Consider the following 20,834-nt stretch of genomic DNA (forward strand, 5'->3'; position numbering starts at 1 on the left):
CTCTGTTTCGGCATAACTCCGGGGGGCTTGGCATGTTGATCCAAGACCATGACCGCGCAGGCGGCTACTGGGGTGCCGTCTATGCCTTCTGCGCCGTGAAGGGTTTGCAGGTGGTGATCGACGGCCCGGTGGGTTGCGAGAACCTGCCGGTGACGTCCGTCTTGCACTACACCGACGCGCTGCCGCCGCACGAATTGCCCATCGTGGTGACCGGGCTTGGCGAGGAAGAGATGGGCCGCGGGACCGAGGAAGCGATGGAGCGCGCCTGGAAGGTGCTCGATCCGGCGCTGCCGGCCGTCGTCGTCACCGGGTCCATCGCCGAGATGATCGGTGGCGGCGTGACACCGCAAGGCACCAATATTCAGCGGTTCCTGCCGCGCACGATCGACGAAGATCAGTGGCAGGCAGCCGACCGCGCGATGACGTGGCTCTTCACCGAATTTGGCATGACCAAGGGCCGGGTGCCGCCCGAAAAGAAACGCGAGGACGGCGCAAAGCCTCGCGTGAACATCCTCGGGCCGATGTACGGCACGTTCAACATGCCCTCCGACCTCGCGGAAATCCGGCGTCTCATCGAAGGGATCGGCGCCGACGTGAACATGGTGATGCCTTTGGGCGCGCACTTGGCCGAGATGCGGAACCTCGTGAACGCCGACGCCAATGTGGTGATGTATCGCGAGTTTGGTCGCGGCCTCGCCGAGGTACTCGACAAGCCTTACCTGCAAGCGCCGATCGGGATGGAATCTACGACCCTGTTCCTGCGTAAACTCGGCGAGATGCTGGGCCTCGACCCCGAGCCATTCATCGAGCGCGAAAAGCATTCGACGCTGAAGCCGGTCTGGGATCTTTGGCGTTCGGTCACGCAGGATTTCTTTGCGACGGCGAATTTCGCGATCGTCGCGAACGAGACCTATACACGCGGTATCCGCAATTACCTCGAAGGCGACCTGGGTTTGCCCTGCGCGCTCGCGGTGGAGCGGAAGGCCGGGTCAAAGACCGACAACGACCACGTGCGGGAAACACTGCATGGCGCGCGACCCATCGTCGTGCTCGGTTCGATCAATGAGAAGATGTACCTCGCCGAAATGAGCTCTGGGCACGGACCGAAGCCGGCCTTCATCCCGGCAAGCTTCCCCGGTGCCGCAATCCGCAGACATACCGGCACACCCTTCATGGGATATGCAGGGGCCGCGTATCTTCTGCAGGAGATTTGCAACGGGCTCTTCGACGCGCTCTTCCACATTCTGCCGCTGGGCGCGGCGATGGATGCGGGCGAGGCGACACCGACGCCGCTCAGACGCGACTTTCCCTGGGATCCCGACGCGCAGGCCGAGCTTGACCGCATCGTCGCGTCGCACCCGGTGCTCACCCGAATTTCCGCAGCCAAGACGTTGCGCGACGCCGCAGAGGCAGAAGCGCTCCGCAAGGGGTCCGACCGTGTCGTTCTCGAGACGGTTCAGGCCCTCGATCCATCCACAGGAGGTATCAATCCATGACCGACTTCACCTCGAACCCGCCTCGGGCGCGCTCGAAGCGCGGAACGGAATTCCTTCTCTATTTCAGCTTGATCTTCGTTCTCGCGATCCCTTTCGCGACGGCGTTCTGGCTGCTCGACGTGTTCCAGAAGCAGACGCTCAACCTGCACGGGCCGCTGGCCCGGGCCTGGGCCGAAGCGGACCGGATCACGCCGCTCATCTTTTCGGCCTGAGAGGGCCGTACCGAGACTGGCCGCCTCGCTCGTCGGGGCGGACAGGCCCAGCGGAGTCTACTCCGAGGGGACCCGGCCGTGAGGGTGTCACGGCGTCAGCGTGACGTTCCGGAGGAAAGTTAATGGCTGATAATACCGACCTGTCGTTCACAGGTCTCACCGACGAGCAGGCGCAGGAACTGCATTCCGTCTACATGAGCGGCCTCTGGCTGTTCTCGGCGGTTGCCGTGGTCGCACATTTGGCGACCTTCATCTGGCGTCCGTGGTTCTGAGGAGGGCTGAAGCATGGCAAAATTCTATAAGATTTGGCTCATCTTCGACCCCCGCCGCGTCTTCGTGGCCCAGGGTGTCTTCCTCTTCCTGCTCGCAGCGATGATCCACTTGGTCGTTCTCTCGAACGGCATCAACTGGTTCGAAACTGCAGCTGCCGCGGGCGCTTCCGAGTGAGCCTGCGTGGTGCGCGGGCCCCGCGTGCCGCCAGAAGGTGACAAAGACAAAGCTGTGGGCGGGCACCGGCCTCTGACGCCCGTCCGCCCACGGCAAACAAGACACGGTATCGACGGCACACGCCCCCGACGGGTCGGACGATGCCGCCACTAGCGGAGACCAAGACGATGGCAATGCTCAGCTTCGAAAAGAAGTATCGCGTCCGCGGAGGGACGCTGATCGGCGGCGATCTGTTCGACTTCTGGGTGGGCCCTTTCTACGTGGGCTTCTTCGGCGTCACGACCGCCTTTTTCTCGCTTCTAGGGACAATCTTGATCCTGTGGGGCGCCGCACATCAGGGCACGTTCAACCCCTGGCTAATCAACATCGAGCCGCCCGACCTCAGCTACGGTCTGGGCGCCGCGCCGCTCATGGAAGGCGGGCTTTGGCAGATCATCACCATCTGTGCGACCGGCGCTTTCATCTCCTGGGCGCTGCGCGAGGTAGAGATCTGTCGAAAGCTTGGCATCGGCTACCATGTTCCGATCGCCTTCGGCTTCGCGATCTTCGCCTATGTAACGCTCGAGATTTTCCGTCCGGTTCTGCTTGGCGCCTGGGGTCATGCGTTTCCCTACGGGATCTTCAGCCACCTCGACTGGGTCTCGAACACGGGCTACGCCTACCTGCACTTCCACTACAACCCGGCGCACATGCTCGCGGTGACGCTGTTCTTCACCACCACGCTCGCCTTGGCGTTGCATGGCGGCCTGATCCTCTCGGCGGCGAACCCCGAGAAGGGCGAGGACATGAAGACGCCCGATCACGAAGACACGTTTTTCCGGGATTTCATCGGCTACTCGGTCGGTACGCTCGGCATTCACCGTCTCGGCTGGCTGCTGGCGATCAACGCGGGGTTCTGGTCGGCGATCTGCATCATCATCTCCGGGCCCGTTTGGACCAAAGGCTGGCCGGAATGGTGGAACTGGTGGCTCGAACTGCCGATCTGGGGCCAGCTCTGAGGGAGGATGAAACATGCCAATGATTGAGTATCAGAACATCTTCACCCAGGTGCAGGTCCAAGGGACCCCCGAGATGGGGATGAACGACAACGGCCGGATGATGGAGGAGCGGACCAAGAACCCGTTCTTCTCCACCCTCGCAGGCTTTCTCGGAAACGCGCAGATCGGTCCGATCTACCTCGGCTGGACAGGGCTCGTGTCCCTCTTCACCGGCATTCTGGCCCTGAACATCATCGGGCTCAACATGCTGGCCCAGGTGGACTGGTCGATCCCGGAATTCATCCGGCAGGGCTTCTGGCTTGCACTCGAGCCGCCAAGCCCGGAATACGGTCTGACCATTCCGCCGCTCTACGACGGTGGCTGGTACATCATCGCGAGCTTCTTCCTTCTCATCTCGGTGATGAGCTGGTGGGCGCGCTCCTGGCTTCTGGCCAAGGAACAGAAGATGGGCAAGCATGTCTTCTGGGCCTTCGGATCGGCGATCTGGCTGTTCCTCGTTCTCGGCCTTTTCCGGCCGATCCTGATGGGGTCGTGGTCCGAGGCGGTGCCTTACGGCATCTTCCCGCACCTCGATTGGACGACAGCGTTCTCGATCCGGTACGGCAACCTCTACTACAACCCGTTCCACTGTCTCTCGATCGTGTTCCTCTACGGTTCGGTGCTTCTCTTCGCCATGCATGGCGGCACGATCCTCGCGGTCACGCGCTACGGCGGTGATCGGGAACTCGAGCAGATCGTCGATCGGGGTACGGCCACCGAACGCGCTGCGCTCTTCTGGCGCTGGACGATGGGCTTCAACGCAACGATGGAGGGCATCCATCGCTGGGCCTGGTGGTTCGCGGTACTGACTCCGATAACCGGCGGCATCGGCATCCTCTTGACCGGCACCGTCGTCGACAACTGGTTCATCTGGGCACAGGAGCATCATTTCGCGCCGGCCTATGACGGCAGCTACGGCTACGAAGCTTACGGCCAGACCTATCAGTCCTTCATCGGCGGAGGTGAGTGAGATGCTACCCTGGTTCAAGAACTGGAATAAGGACAACCCGACCGACATCTACGGTCCGGCGATCCTGGTGGGAGTGCTTGGAGTAGCGGTGATCGCGGCGGCCTTCGTGGTCGTCGTCGGTCAGCCCTTCGCAACCAAGTCGTTGCAGACGGGTCCGCGAGGCACCGGGATGGTCCAGACGGAGTTCGTGTCCGAGATCGAGAACGAGGATCCGACCCTGGCGGCCTACTACACCGAAGAGCCCTATGTTCCCGAGGACGGGGACCGGCTCGCCTCTGAGGTCTATGAGAACGTCCAGGTCCTCGGCAACGTGACCGAGGACAACTTCAACCGCATCATGCTGGCGATGACGCAATGGGTTTCGCCCGAGCAGGGCTGCGCCTACTGCCATGTCGGCGCGGCGGACGGCAACTACGCCAATGACGAGCTTTACACGATGAAGGTCGCGCGGCGCATGATCCAGATGACCCAGAACCTCAACGAAGGCTGGGCTGGCCACGTGAACGCCAACCAGGAGGTCGGTGTGAACTGCTACACCTGCCACCGCGGGGAGAACGTGCCGTCGGATATCTGGTTCAGGATCACTCCCGTCAACGAGGCCGCCGAAGGCTGGGCCGCGGTGCAGAACCGCGTCACCATGCAATCGCAATATACCTCGCTGCCGTCTGATGCTCTCGAGACGTATCTTCTCGAGGACGAGCCGATCGGCGTGCACGACTTCGCAAGCCACGTGGACAGCGATCCGACGGATCCGAACACCGCAACGTGGCAGGATGCGGAGCGGACCTACTCGCTGATGAACTACGTCTCCAACTCGCTCGGCGTGAACTGCACGTTCTGCCACAACACGCGCGCCTTCTACGACGGCACGCAGGTGACGCCGCAATGGGCAACGGAGTCGCTCGGCATCGCGATGGTGAAGGAGATGAACCAGGACTACCTTGTCCCGCTCGAGGGCGAGTATCCCGAAAATCGCCTCGGTCCAGTCTACGGCGACGCGCCGAAGGCAGCGTGCAAGACCTGCCACAAGGGCTACCAGCAGCCGCTTCAGGGTCTGAACGTGATTGCGGATTGGCCCGAACTGGCAACGACTTCGGGTGAATATAGCTACGAATGAGATGCGCGGGTCCGGCCGGGGTGATCCTGGCCGGGCCCCGCCGCCAGGTCCGCTCGTCTGACTTTCCCTGGACGAGCGGATAACGAGGGCCCAGCCCTCGGTTCCCTTCCTGTTGGCTACAGGAGCTGGCGCCGCGCCGGACAGAACCCACGTTTTGCAAGGCGCGGCGCTTTTTCTTCGGGAGGAGCTGCCATGACACGACCCGACACCCCCATCCTCGACCATATCGCCGGACCTGCGGATCTGCGCCAGATGGACGGGCGCACGCTTTCGAAACTGTCGCAGGAAGTGCGCGCCGAGGTGGTCTCCGCCGTCTCCGAGACAGGCGGACATCTTGGATCGTCGCTCGGCGTGGTCGAATTGACGGTGGCCATTCATGCCGTGTTCAACACGCCCTCCGACAAGCTCATCTTCGATGTCGGCCATCAATGCTACCCGCACAAGGTGCTCACAGGGCGGCGCGACCGCATTCGTACCTTGCGCCAGAAGGACGGCCTGTCGGGGTTCACCAAGCGCTCGGAAAGCGAATACGATCCGTTCGGCGCGGCCCACAGCTCCACGTCGATCTCCGCCGCGCTTGGCTTCACCATCGGTCGCGACATGGGCAAGCCCACGGGCGATGCGATCGCGGTGATCGGTGACGGCGCGATTTCCGCCGGCATGGCTTACGAGGCGCTGAACAACGCCGGGGCAGAGGGGCGCCGGCTTTTCGTGATCCTGAATGACAACGAGATGTCCATCGCGCCGCCAGTCGGTGCGATGTCGGCCTACCTATCCTCGCTCTACGCTCAGGAACCGTTCCAGAAGATGCGCGCGCTGGCAGAGGGCTTCGAGAGCGCCTTGCCGGGGCCGATGCGCGACGGCGCGCGCCGCGCCCGCCAGATCGTGACGGGGCAGGGGGGCGAGACGGGCTCGCTCTTCGAGGCACTGGGTTTCGACTATATCGGTCCCATCGACGGGCATGATATGGGCCAGCTTCTCAGCGTCCTGCGCTCCGCGAAGGCGCGGGCGACGGGGCCGGTTCTGATCCATTGCTGCACGGTCAAGGGCAAGGGCTATGCCCCGGCCGAGAAAGCCGCCGATTGCGGGCATGGCGTGTCGAAATTCGACCCTGTTACAGGTGAACAGGCAAAATCCAAGCCCACTGCCCCAGCTTACACCAAGGTCTTCGGCCAGGCATTGGCAGATGCGGCGGCGCGCGATCCCGATGTCGTGGCCATCACGGCTGCGATGCCCTCCGGCACCGGCGTCAATATCATGGCGGAGCGCTACCCGAACCGCGTCTTCGATGTCGGCATTGCAGAGCAGCACGGCGTCACCTTCGCCGCGGGCATGGCCGCTTCCGGTCTCAAGCCGTTCGCGGCGATCTATTCCACCTTCCTGCAACGAGGCTACGACCAGATCGTGCACGACGTGGCGCTGCAGAACCTGCCTGTCCGCTTCGCGATTGACCGGGCCGGTCTCGTGGGCGCGGACGGTGCGACCCATGCCGGAGCCTTCGATATCGGCTACCTCAGCGCGTTGCCGAATATGACCGTCATGGCGGCGAGCGACGAAGCCGAGCTTGTCCACATGGTCGAAACGGCGCGCGTCCATGATAGTGGCCCTATCGCTTTCCGCTATCCGCGCGGCAACGGTGTTGGCGTGGCACTGCCAGAGATGCCTCAACCATTCGAGATCGGGAAAGGCCGTGTGGTCGAGGAAGGCTCTGACGTTGCCTTTCTTTCATTCGGCGCACATCTCGGCGTCGTGCGCGAAGCGACGGCGCTTCTGGCGTCGCAGGGTGTCTCGGCGACCATCGCGGATGCCCGCTTCGCCAAGCCCCTCGACCTCGATCTCATCCACCAGCTCGCCCGCCATCACGGCGCGCTTCTGACCGTGGAGCAGGGCGCTCGAGGCGGGTTTGGCGCGCAAGTGCTGCATGCGCTGGCCGCGTCGGGCGCGTTCGACAAGGGCCTCGCGATCCGCACGCTGACGCTGCCCGACCGGTTCATCGACCAGGCGAGCCCGGCCGAGATGTACGAAGAGGCCGGCCTGACCGCCGCCGATCTGGCGAGAAGCGCGATGCAGGCGCTCGGTCGCGAGACAAAGGTGGTGCCGCTCAGGGCTTGAGCCTTCAGGCGGTCTCGAAGATCCGCTCGGCGTGTTCGCTTAGGTAGATCCGGAGCCAGGGCGTGAACTCGCCCGGCGCCTCGTTGATCCAGGTGCGAAGCGCAGATAGCGGCACCCAGGCTGTATCCATGACTTCCGCAGGATCAGGGTCGATTTTCATATCCCGTGAGGCCTCGGCGGTGAAAAGATCGACCACCTCGTGCTCGATGAGCCCATCGCCGACATCGGCGCGATATTCGATCCGGTCGCGGTAGCTCAGCATGAGGCCGGAGATACCCAGCTCTTCGTCGAGACGCCGCGCCGCTGTCTCGGCAGGATCTTCATCCCAATGCGGATGCGTGCAGCATGTATTCGCCCACAGCCCCGGCGTGTGATATTTTCCCATTGCCCGACGCTGCAAAAGCACCTCGTCGCCCCGCATCACGAAAACCGAGATCGCCTTGTGCTTGAGGCCGCGCTCGTGAACCTCGAGCTTTTCGACCGGCACCAGCTCTCCATTCTGCCATGCGGGGATCATAAGCGTCATACATGCGTCTCCGGGACCAATCCGGTCAGATGGCGCAGATTCTTGAAGCCGATCTTCAGATGCGCCATCGGCCGCGCCTTCACGAGCTTCTTGTTCATGTAGGCTTCGAAGGTCAATCGCTGCACGTCGATATCGTGACAAAGCGAGACAAAGCGCTCCCGGCGCGAATCGGATCGATAATACGCATTCTGCATGGAGGCCAGCACGCGGAAAACGGTCTTGTGTTCCCGCATGAAGAGCTTCCGCGCGAGTTTCAGCGCGCTCGGTTTGCCGCTCAGCAGGAAGGCCGAGGCCGCGCTCGCGGCGACCCGCCCGCCTGTCATGGCGTAGTAGATCCCCTCGCCCGACGACGGCGCGACCACGCCAGCGGCATCGCCCGCCAAAATGAGATCCTTACCGTTGTCCCACCGCTCGAGTGGCTTCAGCGGGATCGGCGCGCCTTCGCGGCGGAGGGTTTCGCATTGGGCCAGATGCGAAGACAGGCGCAGATCCGCCGTTGCCTGCTTGAGATTCACGCTCGCATCTTCGGAGCCCATGCCCACCGAGACGGTATCGCCATGCGGAAACACCCAACCGTAGAAATCGGGGGAGATGCGCCCGTCATAGATCACGTCGCAGCGCTCCGGATCGTAATGATCCGACGTCATCGGGGCAGAGATGATCTCGTGATAGGCGAAGACGAGCGGTATCCGGTCCGCGCCGGGAACCTCGCCGCGCGCGACACGACTCTTCGCGCCATCCGCCCCGATGACCAGCCGGGTGACGATCTGGCTCTCTTCGCCGCTTGCCTTGTCGCGATAGACGACCCGCGGCCAACCGCGGCTGCGGTCGATCCTGAGAAATGTCCCGGTGAACCGCTCGGCCCCGGCCGCGACCGCGCGGTCTCGCAGCCAGGGGTCGAAATCCTTGCGGTCCACCATGCCAACGAACCCGTTCTCCACCGGAATATCGACATGGCGGCCGGTCGGAGAGATCATTCGCGCGGTGGTGATCTTCGTCAGAAGCTGCTCTTCGCCGATATCGAAATCCTGCATGAGGCGCGGCGGTATCGCGCCGCCGCAGGGCTTGATGCGCCCCTCCCGGTCGAGGAGGGCGACCTTGTGCCCGCTCAGCGCAAGATCATGGGCGGCGGTTGCTCCTGATGGGCCTCCTCCGACGACGACAACATCATAGACCATGGTTCATTCTCCCGGTTGCAGGGACGCCAGAGGCGGATCGGATGCCATGACCCGTCGCGCCATCCAGGCAGCGGCGAGGAACAGGGCAGCTTCGAACAGGAAAACAGAGCCGAATGCACTGGCATCGGCGGTGAACTGACGGGCAATATCGGCCAGGGCCGCACCGAGAAGACCGCCAAATCCTGCGGCAATGGCTTGCGCCGCGCCCCAAAGGCCCATGCGTGTGCCTTCTCGCGCTTCACGTCCCTCTCCGGCCAGCTTCATCATGGAGCCGATGGCGGCGACCGCGAACATGCCGTTGAAAAATCCAAGGGCGATGACCGCAGGCAAAAGCGGCGCAGTCGGCCCGGCCTGACCCAGAAGAGCAATGGACGTCAGCGCCGCGGCAGATCCGCCGCATCCCGCGATCACCCATGCGCGCAAGCTTCCGCGGCGAAAACCCGTAGCGATCACGCCGACTGCGACCATGCCGAGAAAAACGCCGCCATTCTGCGCGCCCGAAAGCAGTGTCGACTGTCCCGGCGTGAAGTTGAAGACCAGACCAGCGTAAGGTTCAAGAATGAGCTCCTGCATGAAATAAGCGGTCATGGACAGGAACACGAACAGCGTGAAGGCGCGGGCCTTCGGCTCTGCCCATATCTCGGCCAGACCTTCGCGGAAGGGCATCGGATCAGGCTCCGTCCGTGCGACGACATTTGCCTCGACGCGCCATGTCGCGAGCAACGTCAGGAGGACCGCAACCCCGCCGACGATGGCGACGATGGTCAGAAGGCGCGAGGCGGAGTAGGGGTCCAGCAAGCTGCCCACGACGCCTGCTGTCATCGCGATGCCGAAGATCATCATTAGCCAGGTGATCGTTGCTGCGGCGGCCCGGCGCGTCGGCGCCGTCGCGGTCGCGAGAAGTGCCAGAAGCGATGTGCCGGATGCGCCGACACCGAGGCCGATCAACGCATAAGACAGGATTGCGACCGAAAGACCGAGCGCGAATGAGGTCTCCAGCAGCACAACGCTCGCCGCAGCGCCCCATCCGCCAAGCGCCAGAGCGATCATGCCGCTGACGATCCAAAAGGTTCGATGACCGCCGGTATCCGACAGGAATCCCCAGGATGGACGGGTAATCTGGATGCCGTAATGCAGGGCGACAAGCAGGCCGGGCAGCACGGCCGGCAGCGCCAGTTCAACCACCATGAGGCGATTCAGGGTCGATGTCGTCAGGACCACGATGGCGCCGAGACACATCTGAACGAGTCCAAGCCGGACGATGGAAAGCCAGGAAAGGGTCATGGGGTTGCTCCCGTCCCGGCCAATGCGAAGGCCGAGATCATCATGCCGGAGACGTAAAGGACGATGCCTGTGCCGTTGTACCACGGAGCCTTGCCTTTTGGATCGCGCAGCAAGACACGCATCGCAGCCAGCTGCGCCAGGATGACAACTCCCACCGCTCCCGCGTGCCAGGCGGCGCCGAGCGCAAGCAGCACAGCGATCACGCCGAGTTGTGGCACGATCATTGCCCAACAGGCGACGCGTGCTGCCCGTTCGGGTCCAAGGATGACGGGCAGGGAATTGACGCCGGTCTGGCGGTCGCCTTCGAGCGCCTTGAAATCATTCAGCGTCATGATCCCGTGCGCGCCGATACCGTACAGGAGTGCAACGAGGATCACCGGCCCGCTTGGCAAGCCCTGCGCGAGTATCGCCGCGCCGGTGAACCAGGGAAGCGTTTCATATGACAAGCCGACGAGACCTGGACCCCACCAGCCCGACCGCTTCAGTCGCAACGGCTCGGCGGAGTAGGCCCATGCGGCGGCGACACCGGCGCACGTGGCGAGAAAGCCCCAAAGGCCAAGTAGCGCGCCGACTCCGAGCGACAGGGCGGACATGGCAAGCGCGACCCATAAACCCCAGCGGCCGGGCACTCGGCCTGACGGGATCGGCCTGTCCGGCTCGTTGATCGCGTCGACATGTCTGTCGCACCAATCGTTGGCGGCCTGGCTCATGCCGCAGACGATGGGACCAGCCAAAACGATGCCGAGAAGGACGAGAAAGGGTTCGGACCAGAGCGCCGCTCCGGAGGACACCGCACCGCAGAGATAGGCCCACATCGGCGGAAACCATGTAACCGGCTTGATGAGCCTCAGAAGGGCCGCCGGTTCGGGATAGCGTCGAGGCTGTAAACTTAGGCTGACACTCATACGTCAGTTAGACACGACAGAACGAGTCGGCGCAAGAGGTCAGGTGCGGAGGTGTCGGTTCAGACGGGGCATAGCCCGGTCCTAGTCCTTGTCGGACCCGTCCCGGCTCAGAAGGTCGTACTTCCGCAGCTTCACGTAAAGCGATTGCCGCGACAGACCGAGCATCTCGGCGGCGGCCACGCGATTATTGCGCGTCAGATTGACTGCCGTTTCGATGCACATTTTCTCGACGACGTCGGTCGTTTCGGCGACGATCTCTTTCAGAGTGGCGGAGCCGACGAGTTCCATCACGTTGCGGCTCGATTCCTCTGAGGCGTGCATCTGCGTGCGGCGCATCGACTCGATGCGGCTGGTGTCGCGAATGACGAAACCGATCTGAGCGTCCGGATCCTTGGAGATCAGGGTTGCCGACATCTCCACCGATGTCTCGGCGCCATACTCGTTGATCGCTTTTGTGGAGTAGAATCGCATCTTGCCCGCCCGACGGGCGTTCTCGATCAGCACGTTCAGATCGACCTGCCCGCGGCTGAGAAACTCGCCAAGCTTCCGGCCCTTCACGTCTGTGAAATGAGCAGCGTCGACCATCTCAAGGAAGGCGTCATTCGCGCTCTGGATCGTGCCGGTTGCCGAGGTGATGACCATCGCATCCGCGGCGTTGGCAAAAAGTCCGCCGAGATCGCCCCTGACCGCTTGAGCCCCGTCACCGGCAGTCGACGACCCGCCGTGTCGGCCAAGCCTCAGGATCAGAACGCGTTCACCCGAAGCCCTGAAAACCTGCGGCTCGAAGCTGATGTCGGACTGGTCTCGCCGCGTCTCTGCGACGAGCTCGTCCGCATTCTCGGAAATTGCCGCATTCACGAGCATTTCCACGAATTCCTCGCGGCCGCGATTGGTGAACTCGTTGGCGAAGACCGCGCCAACCAAGTCTTCTCGCGACGAGCCGAGGAGAGTGGCTGCCGGGTCGTTCAGATCCTTAATGCGTCCGTCACTGACGGAAACGAAGACCACCGGGTCCGCGACCGTCCGCAAGAGAAGACGATACCGGGCGTCGAATTCGCGCCGCGCTTCGTATCCCTGCTCGAGCGACATCTGCGCCTGAACAAGCTGCGCCTGCGTCTCCGCCACGAGGCTGAGATCGCGACCTAGCAGCAGGGTCTCTCCTTCCTGCAGGCCCGGATACACATCGTAGCGGACAGGAAATTCCCAGGTCTTTCCATCTTCATGGTTAAGCTCGACCGGCCGCCGGATCTGTCCGGTCTTGCGGAATGTCTCAAGAGCCGCGTCAAGTTTCGGGCGGCTTTCGACCGTGAGTACGTCGCTGATCGGTGAGCCGATCCAGTGCTGGAGGGAACTGCCAAGGGATGCCCCCGCAACGCTCGTCACGATGCCATTGCCGTCAATGCCGACTGCAAGGTCGCACGCCGCCGACAAGAGACCATCTATGTAGGACCGATTCGCAACCCCATCGGGTCGCGCTTTCATATCCTTGGCCCTGTCTCCCGGCATTTTTTCGATCCGTACCCAGCGTTTATCCTAATCAAGCAATACCTCAACGCTTCGACAGCGTCATTCGTTGCCAGGTCGGCACCGGCGAGTTCGTTCGGGTTCGGGACGAGATCGAGCACCAACCCACCCAAGATAGTCGGCGGCGCCACGGGAATCGAGTGCTTAAGTGAAGAAATCATTTTGCCAATGCCACTTAGCGTCTGCGGCCGCGAACAGGAAAACAACACGCCATCGTAAGGATCGGTGCGCAGTGCGTCACCAAGCATGTCAGTGCTCGGTGCGAACAGCATCTGAACGGATGCAGCGCGGCGGCGCAGCTGCGCCCCGACCACGTGCGGCCCGAGGGTGTGCGTGTCGCCTTCCGGGATCACCAGCAGCAGCGACGGATTGCAAATATCGCTGTCTTCGCTGTGAAGGGGCGGGGCGAGGACCGATAGAAGACCCTGAAGCCGCGCCGATCCGATCGTGACATCCGCGAAGCTAAGATCGTCCTCGCACCAGGCGGCACCGAGGCTGCGCGCGGCCGTCGGGATGCACCGATCAACGATATCGTCACGGTTCAAGCCCGTGAGCAATGCTTCCGCAACCGTGTCCTCCGAAGAAAACATGCCTTTCTGAAGGACGCGACGTTCGAGCATCTCAGCCACTTCAAGAATACGACGCTCGCCACGAAAGCGGTTTGAATCGCGCAGCATCGAAACCACGCTTCCCGCCAGGGCCGAGACGTCGGGTCGATCCTCTGGGGAAGCGGTCGGGCTTGTCAGGAAGTCGGACATAGTCACTCGGACAATCGCTTGGCGCTGGAGAATACCAGCTGCTCAAGTGTGAGGGCGCGGTCGGCCTGTTGTCAAATGAAACTGACATACAGGCGTAGATCGCGGCGCCAGATCAGCCGAAATCCGAGGATCTGACTGGATCACGAGTTTGAATGTCGCTTGAAGCTGACAATTCGCGTGGGGCCGTCAGGGTTCCGAACTTCGACTGTAAGTTTGAATTGACACTTTTTGGCTCTGACAGATACGCTGGCGGTATGAGCCATCTGGAATCGCCCATGACCGTCTCGGCATCGTCGGAGTTCCCCCAGAGCGCCGCCGCGCTCTACACGCCTGCCCAGCGCGCACGGCGTGACGCCACGCGCTGGACGCTGGTGCAAGGTATACTCGCGCCGGTGCAGTTCCTGGTCTTTCTTATCTCGCTGGGCCTCGTGTTGCGCTACCTCGCCACGGGCACGGGCTACGAAGCGGCCACCTATTCAATCCTTGCGAAAACGTTGATCCTCTACGTCATCATGGTGACCGGCGCGATTTGGGAGAAGGTCGTGTTCGGCCAGTACCTCTTCGCACCTGCCTTCTTCTGGGAGGACGTGGTCTCTTTCGCGGTCATCGCGCTTCACACCTACTACCTCTGGGCGCTTTTCACCGGGTCGCTGGCACCAGAGGCGCAGATGACTGTCGCGCTCCTGGCCTATGCGATCTACGTGCTGAACGCGGTCCAGTTCCTCGCCAAGCTGCGCCGTGCGCGCAAGGATGAGGAGGCGCGGACATGACCGATCGCTTCGCGCCCCCTCCCGCCACCGGCTGCCGCAACACGCCCGTTCTGAAAGAGCGTGGCCAGCACGAAGTATTTTGCGGTCTGACCGGGATCGTCTGGCTGCACCGCAAGATGCAGGACGCCTTCTTCCTGGTCGTGGGCAGCCGCACCTGCGCGCATCTTCTTCAGTCGGCCGCCGGCGTCATGATCTTCGCCGAGCCGCGCTTTGCGACCGCGATCCTGGAGGAAACCGACCTGGCCGGTCTTGCGGACGCGCAGGAGGAGCTCGACCGGGTCGTGCACGAGCTGCTCGCGCGGCGTCCCGATATCCGCCAGCTCTTTCTTGTCGGCTCCTGCCCCTCCGAGGTCATCAAGCTCGATCTCGCCAAGGCGGCAGAGCGACTGTCAGCCGCCCATGCTCCGCGGGTTCGGGTGCTCAACTATTCGGGCTCCGGCATCGAGACGACCTTCACGCAAGGCGAGGATGCGTGCCTTGCGGCGATGGTGCCGGTCCTGCCGAAAACCGAGGCGCGCGAGCTTCTTCTGGTCGGTGCGCTGCCTGACGTGGTCGAGGAACAGGCTCTGTCGCTGCTCGACGCCATCGGTGTCGGCCCGGTGCGGGTTCTGCCAGCGCAGACCAAGGACAGCGAATATGGCATCGGCCCGAACACGGTCTTCGCGCTGACGCAGCCGTTCCTTGGCGATACCCACGCCGAACTGACCCGCCGCGGTGCCCGGCATATTCCCGCGCCCATGCCGTTCGGGGAAGAGGGCACTACTCGTTTTCTCGAGGCTATCGCCGCCGAATTCGGGATCGGCCCCGAGGTCGTGGCTCGCGTGACCGAAGGCCCGCGCGCCCGTGCGCGAGAGGCCGTCCGCAAGGTGGCCGAGCCGCTTTGGGGCAAGCGTGTCTTCTTCTTCCCCGACAGCCAGCTTGAAATTCCGCTGGCTCGATTCTTGGCGCGAGAATGCGGAATGGAGCCGGTCGAAGTCGGCACGCCCTTCCTGCACCGCGAGATCATGGGGCCGGAACTGGATCTTCTGCCGGAGGGGCCGCGCCTCTCCGAAGGTCAGGACGTCGACAAGCAACTCGCGCGGGTCCGCGAGGACCGTCCGGACCTCACGGTTTGCGGACTTGGCCTCGCAAATCCGCTCGAAGCTGAAGGCCTGGCGACGAAATGGGCCATCGAACTCGTGTTCACGCCCGTGCATTTCTATGAACAGGCCGCTGACCTCGCGTCGCTTTTCGCCCGCCCGCTGCGCCGGAGTCGCGCGCTGGCCTTTGAGGAGGCGGACACGTGAAACTGACCGTCTGGACATATGAAGGCCCGCCACATGTCGGTGCGATGCGCGTTGCGACGGCGATGAAGGGTCTGCACTACGTGCTGCACGCCCCTCAGGGCGATACGTATGCGGATCTTCTTTTCACGATGATCGAGCGGCGCAATCACCGCCCGCCGGTGACCTACACGACGTTCCAGGCGCGCGACCTCGGCTCTGATACCGCGCAACTCTTCAAGACAGCCTGCCTCGAAGCCTATGACCGCTTCCAGCCGCAGGCGCTGATAGTTGGGTCTTCCTGCACAGCCGAACTCATCCAGGATGATCCCGGGGGAATGTCGGAAACGCTGGGCCTGCCGATCCCAGTCGTGCCGCTCGAGTTGCCTTCGTATCAGCGCAAAGAGAATTTCGGCGCGGACGAGACCTTCTTCCAACTCGTGCGCGCGCTCGCCCGTCCGATGGACCGCACGGCGCGCCCGACCGCGAACCTGATCGGGCCGACGGCGCTGGGCTTCCGGCATCGCGACGATATCACTGAGGTCACGGCCCTGCTGGAAGAGATGGGCATAAGCGTCAATGTCTGTGCACCTTATGGCGCGACGCCTGGAGATCTGACGGATCTCGGCGCGGCGCATTTCAATGTCCTGATGTATCCCGAAACGGGCGAGAGCGCGTGCCGCTGGATGGAGCGCGAGCTCGGCCAGCCTTTCACGAAGACCGTGCCGATTGGCGTCGGCGCGACCCGCGATTTCGTTGAGGAAGTCGCGAAACTTGCCGGTGTAGAGCCGAAAATCGACAGTGAGCGGTTGCGTCTGCCCTGGTACTCGGCCTCTGTCGACTCGACCTACCTGACCGGCAAGCGGGTCTTCATCTTCGGTGACGGCACCCATGTCGCCGCCGCTGCCCGGATCGCGCGCGACGAGATGGGGTTCGAAGTAGCCGGGCTTGGCTGCTACAACCGCGAGATGGCGCGTCCAATCCGGGCGCTGGCCCGCGATTACGGCGTCGAGCCGCTCATCACCGACGATTACCTCGAGGTGGAGGCCGCGATCGAGACCGTCGCCCCCGAGCTGATCCTTGGCACGCAGATGGAGCGGCATATCGGAAAGCGCCTCGGTATTCCTTGCGCGGTCATCTCGGCCCCTGTTCACGTTCAGGATTTCCCCGCTCGTTATTCCCCGCAGATGGGGATCGAGGGTGCAAACGTGATCTTCGACACATGGGTGCATCCGCTGGTGATGGGCCTCGAAGAGCATCTTCTGACGATGTTCCGCGAAGATTTCGAGTTTCATGACGAGGCCGGCCCCTCGCATCACGGCGGCAAGGCCAAGCCTCGGATCGAAGCCGAAGAGCCGCAGATGCCGGGAAGCGTCGAGGTGGTCTGGCTGCCCGCCGCCGAGAAAGAGCTCAAGAAGATCCCGTTCTTCGTGCGCGGCAAGGCCAAGCGCAACACCGAGACCTTCGCCGCCGAGCGCGGCACACGCGAAATCAGCGTTGAGACGCTTTATGAGGCCAAGGCCCATTATGCGCGATGACGTGACCCATACCCGCGGTTACCGCATCGTCATCGTGACGCTGGACGCCCATGCGGCGGGTCCGGTCGAACGCGCGAAGCTGCGACTTGCAGGCGACTTTCCGGGTCTTGATGTCAGTGTGCATGCTGCGGCGGAATGGGCCGAGAACCCCGAGGCATTGGAGCTTACCAAGCGCGCGCTCGCGAATGCCGACATGGTCGTGGTGAACCTTCTTTTCCTCGAGGAACACATCAAGCCGATCCTGCCCGATTTGCAGGCCGCGCGTGCCCGCGTCGATGGTTTCGTCGGCGTGATCGCTGATGCGGAGATCGTCAAGCTTACCAAGCTTGGACGGCTCGACATGTCGGCGCCGCAAAGCTCCATGATGCGGCTGATGAAGCGGCTGCGCGGCTCGTCCAAGCCGTCCTCGGAGGATGGCGAGAAAAAGATGAAGATGCTGCGGCGTCTTCCCCGCATTCTCAAGCTCATTCCCGGCAAGGCGCAGGATCTGCGGTCCTGGTTCCTGATCATGCAATATTGGCTGGGCGGGTCTGACGACAACTTCGAAGCGATGATCCGGTATCTTTTGTCCCGCTATGCCGGGCCGGAAGAGATGCGGGGCGGCGTTGCGCCCGAGCCGCTCGAATATCCTGAAACGGGTCTGTATCACCCTGATCTGCCGGAACGGATCACCGAGGACGAGAGCGATCTGCGGGGCCCCGCCAATCCCGTGGCGACTGTCGGGCTCTTGCTCATGCGCTCCTACGTCCTCGCCGGGGACACCGGGCATTACGACGCGGTGATCCGCACGTTCGAAGAAAAGGGAATCCGTGTTCTACCCGCCTTTGCCGGTGGCCTTGACGGTCGCCCGGCGATCGACACGTATTTCAAGGACGAGACCGGCGCGCGGATCGACGCGCTTGTATCGCTCACTGGGTTCAGCTTGGTCGGCGGACCGGCCTACAATGACAGTGACGCGGCAGTTTCTCTCCTGAAGTCGCTGGACGTGCCTTATGTCGCGGCGCATCCGCTGGAGTTCCATACGCTCGGCCAATGGGCGGAGGCGAGCCAGGGTCTCGGTCCGATCGAAACAACGATGCTGATCGCGCTGCCAGAGCTTGACGGCGCGACCTGCCCGACGGTGTTCGGCGGCCGCCACGGGGATGGCGGCTGTGATGGTTGCGCGCATCGCTGCCGTCCGGGCGCGACGGCCAAGGCAATGGCCCCTTGCCCCGAACGGATAGAGAGCCTCACGGAGAAAGTGTTGCGCCTCGCGCGTCTCAAGCGGAAAGCACGCGCCGACACGAAGATCGGCATCGTCCTGTTCGGTTTTCCGCCCAATGCCGGCGCGGCAGGGACGGCAGCGCATCTCGACGTTTTCCAGAGCCTCTTCAACGTGCTCCACGCCATGAAGGCGCGCGGCTACGATCTGACCCCGCCTCAGACGGTGGCAGAACTCCGCGCCGCCGTCCTTGAAGGCAACGCGACGCAATACGGGCAAGAGGCCAATGTCGCCGCCCATGTCGATGCCGATACGATCGTGCGGCAGACACCGCCGCTGAAGGCGATCGAGGCCGTCTGGGGCCCGGCGCCGGGTCGTATCCAGTCGGATGGGCGCGGAGTCTTCGTCCTCGGCCAGCATTTCGGCAACGTCTTCGTCGGCCTGCAGCCCGCTTTCGGCTGGGAAGGTGACCCGATGCGTCTTCTGTTCGAAGGCGGCTTCGCCCCGACCCATGCCTTTGCGACCTTCTATCTGTGGTTGCGGAACACGTACCAGGCCGACGCGCTCTTGCATTTCGGAATGCACGGCGCGCTCGAGTTCATGCCGGGCAAGCAGGCGGGTCTCGGCGCGCGCGACTGGCCGGACCGGCTGATTGGCGAGATGCCGAACGTCTATCTTTACGCCGCCAACAACCCGTCAGAGGCGACACTCGCAAAACGGCGCTCCGGGGCCGTGACGGTGACACATCTGACACCGCCTCTCGCGCAATCGGGGCTCTACAAGGGGCTTCAGGCGCTGAAGGAAAGCCTGTCGCGCTGGCGGTCGATGTCGGGGAACGATCCGCGCCGGGGCGAGCTTGAAACGCTGATCGCGGAAGAGGCGCAGGCCGTCGACATGGGTGGCCGCGACCCGGAGGCGCTGTGGCTCGCGCTTCTCGAGACAGAAGAGGCCCTGATCCCCGAAGGTCTGCACATCGTCGGTCAAACCCTGTCAGACAAGACGCGCGCAGAATATCTGGACCTCCTCCCAGATGCGGGCGCAGAGATGCGTGTGCAGGCCGATGCGGCGCTGAGCGGATCGGGTGAGATGGACGGCCTCATGGCAGCGCTCGAGGCGCGCTATGTCGCGCCGGTGCCGGGTGGCGATCTCATTCGCAGCCCCGAGATCCTGCCCACGGGCCGCAACATCCACGCCTTCGATCCGTTCCGCATGCCCACGGCCTTTGCCTGCCGCGATGGCAAAGCGCAGGCGGAGCTGCTTCTTCAGACGCATGAGAGCCTGCCGCGCTCTGTCGCGCTTGTGCTCTGGGGCTCCGACAACATCAAGTCGGACGGCGCGCCCCTGGCGCAGGCACTGGCCCTGATGGGGACTGTACCGCGCATGGATGCGTTCGGGCGGATCTCGGGAGCAGATCTGATCCCGCTCGAAGAGCTGGGCCGCCCGCGCATCGACGTGATGATGACGCTCTCGGGCATTTTCCGCGACCTTCTGCCGTTGCAGACCCGGATGCTCGCTGAAGCCGCCTTGAAATGCGCCGAGGCGGACGAGCCGCTCGAGATGAATTTCATCCGCGCCCATGCGCTGGCCTACATGGAAGAGCACGGCTGCGACATGGGAACGGCCGCGCTGCGCGTCTTCTCGAACGCGGAAGGGGCGTATGGGTCGAACGTCAATCAGCTCGTGGAAAGCTCCGCCTTCGGAAACGAGGACGAGCTTGCCGATGCCTACCAGTCCCGCAAGAGCTTCGCCTACGGGCCGAACGGTAAGGCGGCGGCGAACCCCGAGCTTCTGAAAGCGACCCTGTCGCGCGTGGAAGTCGCTTACCAGAACCTCGAATCCGTCGAACTGGGCGTGACCACGGTTGACCACTACTTCGATACTCTTGGCGGCATTTCCCGCGCGGTGAAGCGTGCGCGCGGACAGGAAGCTGCCGTCTATATCTCCGATCAGACGCGCGGCTCCGGCAAGGTGCGGACGCTGGCGGACCAGGTCGCGCTGGAGACGCGGTCGCGCTCGCTCAACCCCAAATGGTTCGAGGGGATGCTCAAGCACGGCGCGCAGGGCGTGCGGCAGATCGAGGCGCAGGTGACGAATACGCTCGGTTGGTCGGCGACGACTGGATCGGTCGAACCTTGGGTCTATCAGCGACTGTCCGAGACCTTCGTGCTCGACCCTGACATGCGCGCACGCCTGGCAGAGCTTAACCCGACCGCATCGAGCCGCATGGCGAACCGGCTCCTCGAGGCGCATGACCGCGCTTATTGGCAGCCTGATGCGGAAACGCTCGCCGCATTGGAAGAGGCGGCAGAGAGCCTCGAAGACCGGATGGAAGGGGTAGCCGCAGAATGAGACCCTGTTTCACCACGATCACGCAGCGCAAGGCGGTCACGCCGCATGCGCTATCCCGCTCAGAAGAAGCAGGGCACAACGCCCCTGCCGTCAGGAGGACCATATGAGCCCGCTCGACAAGCAACCGCCCAGCCATCGCGCCGCACTG

General features: G+C 63.3%; 18 protein-coding genes. 12 read left to right on the forward strand and 6 right to left on the reverse strand.

What is annotated here, in order from left to right; genetic code table 11:
* Positions 1-32: 32 nt before the first annotated feature.
* From bchZ to dxs, 8 genes are all read left to right on the forward strand, one after another.
* Positions 33-1,496, forward strand: a complete 1,464-nt coding sequence (gene bchZ, locus FIU91_RS18410; RefSeq protein WP_152463574.1) for a chlorophyllide a reductase subunit Z — start codon at positions 33-35, stop codon at positions 1,494-1,496.
* Positions 1,493-1,708, forward strand: coding sequence for a cytochrome PufQ (gene pufQ / locus FIU91_RS18415; protein WP_093009159.1), 216 nt, complete (start codon positions 1,493-1,495; stop codon positions 1,706-1,708). Before bchZ ends, pufQ begins: the two co-directional genes overlap by 4 nt.
* A 122-nt stretch (positions 1,709-1,830) precedes the next feature.
* Entirely contained in the window at positions 1,831-1,980 is a 150-nt protein-coding gene (gene pufB / locus FIU91_RS18420; RefSeq protein WP_072778079.1) for a light-harvesting antenna LH1, beta subunit, read from the forward strand.
* Between the two features lie 13 nt (positions 1,981-1,993).
* Positions 1,994-2,155 carry a light-harvesting antenna LH1, alpha subunit gene (pufA, locus tag FIU91_RS18425; protein WP_093009160.1) on the forward strand — a complete coding sequence of 54 codons (162 nt, stop codon included), beginning with the start codon at positions 1,994-1,996 and terminating at the stop codon, positions 2,153-2,155.
* Positions 2,156-2,322: 167 nt separating this feature from the next.
* Complete coding sequence (gene pufL, locus FIU91_RS18430) at positions 2,323-3,153, forward strand: photosynthetic reaction center subunit L (protein WP_093009161.1); 831 nt, start codon at positions 2,323-2,325, stop codon at positions 3,151-3,153.
* Between the two features lie 19 nt (positions 3,154-3,172).
* Positions 3,173-4,162 carry a photosynthetic reaction center subunit M gene (pufM, locus tag FIU91_RS18435; RefSeq protein ID WP_172975065.1) on the forward strand — a complete coding sequence of 330 codons (990 nt, stop codon included), beginning with the start codon at positions 3,173-3,175 and terminating at the stop codon, positions 4,160-4,162.
* Position 4,163: 1 nt separating this feature from the next.
* Positions 4,164-5,279: a photosynthetic reaction center cytochrome PufC gene (pufC, locus tag FIU91_RS18440; protein ID WP_152463575.1), complete on the forward strand. Its 1,116-nt coding sequence runs from the start codon at positions 4,164-4,166 to the stop codon at positions 5,277-5,279.
* A gap of 192 nt (positions 5,280-5,471) precedes the next feature.
* On the forward strand, positions 5,472-7,391 hold the full coding sequence (dxs, locus tag FIU91_RS18445; RefSeq protein ID WP_152463576.1) for a 1-deoxy-D-xylulose-5-phosphate synthase: 1,920 nt from the start codon (positions 5,472-5,474) through the stop codon (positions 7,389-7,391).
* Positions 7,392-7,395: 4 nt separating this feature from the next.
* Here dxs and idi read toward each other — a convergent pair whose 3' ends face one another.
* The 6 genes from idi to FIU91_RS18475 all read right to left on the reverse strand — a co-directional run bounded on the left by idi (position 7,396) and on the right by FIU91_RS18475 (position 13,566).
* Positions 7,396-7,917, reverse strand: coding sequence for an isopentenyl-diphosphate Delta-isomerase (gene idi, locus FIU91_RS18450; protein ID WP_152463577.1), 522 nt, complete (start codon positions 7,915-7,917; stop codon positions 7,396-7,398).
* Complete coding sequence (locus FIU91_RS18455) at positions 7,914-9,095, reverse strand: geranylgeranyl diphosphate reductase (protein ID WP_152463578.1); 1,182 nt, start codon at positions 9,093-9,095, stop codon at positions 7,914-7,916. The genes idi and FIU91_RS18455 overlap by 4 nt, the downstream gene beginning before the upstream one ends.
* 3 nt (positions 9,096-9,098) lie before the next feature.
* Entirely contained in the window at positions 9,099-10,379 is a 1,281-nt protein-coding gene (locus FIU91_RS18460; RefSeq protein ID WP_152463579.1) for a BCD family MFS transporter, read from the reverse strand.
* Complete coding sequence (chlG, locus tag FIU91_RS18465; RefSeq protein ID WP_152463580.1) at positions 10,376-11,284, reverse strand: chlorophyll synthase ChlG; 909 nt, start codon at positions 11,282-11,284, stop codon at positions 10,376-10,378. Before chlG ends, FIU91_RS18460 begins: the two co-directional genes overlap by 4 nt.
* A gap of 81 nt (positions 11,285-11,365) precedes the next feature.
* Positions 11,366-12,790 carry a transcriptional regulator PpsR gene (ppsR, locus tag FIU91_RS18470; protein WP_254702005.1) on the reverse strand — a complete coding sequence of 475 codons (1,425 nt, stop codon included), beginning with the start codon at positions 12,788-12,790 and terminating at the stop codon, positions 11,366-11,368.
* Positions 12,763-13,566, reverse strand: a complete 804-nt coding sequence (locus tag FIU91_RS18475) for a B12-binding domain-containing protein (protein ID WP_152463582.1) — start codon at positions 13,564-13,566, stop codon at positions 12,763-12,765. The genes ppsR and FIU91_RS18475 overlap by 28 nt, the downstream gene beginning before the upstream one ends.
* Positions 13,567-13,841: 275 nt before the next feature.
* Between FIU91_RS18475 and bchF the strand changes: the two genes are divergently transcribed.
* The 4 genes from bchF to FIU91_RS18495 are packed head-to-tail and all read left to right on the forward strand — an operon-like array spanning position 13,842 to position 20,686.
* Complete coding sequence (bchF, locus tag FIU91_RS18480; protein WP_152463798.1) at positions 13,842-14,336, forward strand: 2-vinyl bacteriochlorophyllide hydratase; 495 nt, start codon at positions 13,842-13,844, stop codon at positions 14,334-14,336.
* Entirely contained in the window at positions 14,333-15,622 is a 1,290-nt protein-coding gene (locus tag FIU91_RS18485; protein ID WP_152463583.1) for a ferredoxin:protochlorophyllide reductase (ATP-dependent) subunit N, read from the forward strand. Before bchF ends, FIU91_RS18485 begins: the two co-directional genes overlap by 4 nt.
* Positions 15,619-17,136, forward strand: a complete 1,518-nt coding sequence (bchB, locus tag FIU91_RS18490) for a ferredoxin:protochlorophyllide reductase (ATP-dependent) subunit B (RefSeq protein ID WP_152463584.1) — start codon at positions 15,619-15,621, stop codon at positions 17,134-17,136. Before FIU91_RS18485 ends, bchB begins: the two co-directional genes overlap by 4 nt.
* Positions 17,126-20,686, forward strand: coding sequence for a magnesium chelatase subunit H (locus FIU91_RS18495; RefSeq protein WP_152463585.1), 3,561 nt, complete (start codon positions 17,126-17,128; stop codon positions 20,684-20,686). Before bchB ends, FIU91_RS18495 begins: the two co-directional genes overlap by 11 nt.
* Positions 20,687-20,834 lie beyond the last annotated feature (148 nt).

The organism is Roseivivax sp. THAF30, assembly GCF_009363575.1.
Taxonomy (GTDB): domain Bacteria; phylum Pseudomonadota; class Alphaproteobacteria; order Rhodobacterales; family Rhodobacteraceae; genus Roseivivax; species Roseivivax halotolerans.

Bases quoted from the DNA above. Each gene is read 5' to 3' on its own strand.
- bchZ (WP_152463574.1), top strand. From the start codon at position 33: ATGTTGATCCAAGACCATGACCGCGCAGGCGGCTACTGGGGTGCCGTC.
- pufQ (WP_093009159.1), top strand. From the start codon at position 1,493: ATGACCGACTTCACCTCGAACCCGCCTCGGGCGCGCTCGAAGCGCGGA.
- pufB (WP_072778079.1), top strand. From the start codon at position 1,831: ATGGCTGATAATACCGACCTGTCGTTCACAGGTCTCACCGACGAGCAG.
- pufA (WP_093009160.1), top strand. From the start codon at position 1,994: ATGGCAAAATTCTATAAGATTTGGCTCATCTTCGACCCCCGCCGCGTC.
- pufL (WP_093009161.1), top strand. From the start codon at position 2,323: ATGGCAATGCTCAGCTTCGAAAAGAAGTATCGCGTCCGCGGAGGGACG.
- pufM (WP_172975065.1), top strand. From the start codon at position 3,173: ATGATTGAGTATCAGAACATCTTCACCCAGGTGCAGGTCCAAGGGACC.
- pufC (WP_152463575.1), top strand. From the start codon at position 4,164: ATGCTACCCTGGTTCAAGAACTGGAATAAGGACAACCCGACCGACATC.
- dxs (WP_152463576.1), top strand. From the start codon at position 5,472: ATGACACGACCCGACACCCCCATCCTCGACCATATCGCCGGACCTGCG.
- idi (WP_152463577.1), bottom strand. From the start codon at position 7,917: ATGACGCTTATGATCCCCGCATGGCAGAATGGAGAGCTGGTGCCGGTC.
- FIU91_RS18455 (WP_152463578.1), bottom strand. From the start codon at position 9,095: ATGGTCTATGATGTTGTCGTCGTCGGAGGAGGCCCATCAGGAGCAACC.
- FIU91_RS18460 (WP_152463579.1), bottom strand. From the start codon at position 10,379: ATGACCCTTTCCTGGCTTTCCATCGTCCGGCTTGGACTCGTTCAGATG.
- chlG (WP_152463580.1), bottom strand. From the start codon at position 11,284: ATGAGTGTCAGCCTAAGTTTACAGCCTCGACGCTATCCCGAACCGGCG.
- ppsR (WP_254702005.1), bottom strand. From the start codon at position 12,790: ATGCCGGGAGACAGGGCCAAGGATATGAAAGCGCGACCCGATGGGGTT.
- FIU91_RS18475 (WP_152463582.1), bottom strand. From the start codon at position 13,566: ATGTCCGACTTCCTGACAAGCCCGACCGCTTCCCCAGAGGATCGACCC.
- bchF (WP_152463798.1), top strand. From the start codon at position 13,842: ATGACCGTCTCGGCATCGTCGGAGTTCCCCCAGAGCGCCGCCGCGCTC.
- FIU91_RS18485 (WP_152463583.1), top strand. From the start codon at position 14,333: ATGACCGATCGCTTCGCGCCCCCTCCCGCCACCGGCTGCCGCAACACG.
- FIU91_RS18495 (WP_152463585.1), top strand. From the start codon at position 17,126: ATGCGCGATGACGTGACCCATACCCGCGGTTACCGCATCGTCATCGTG.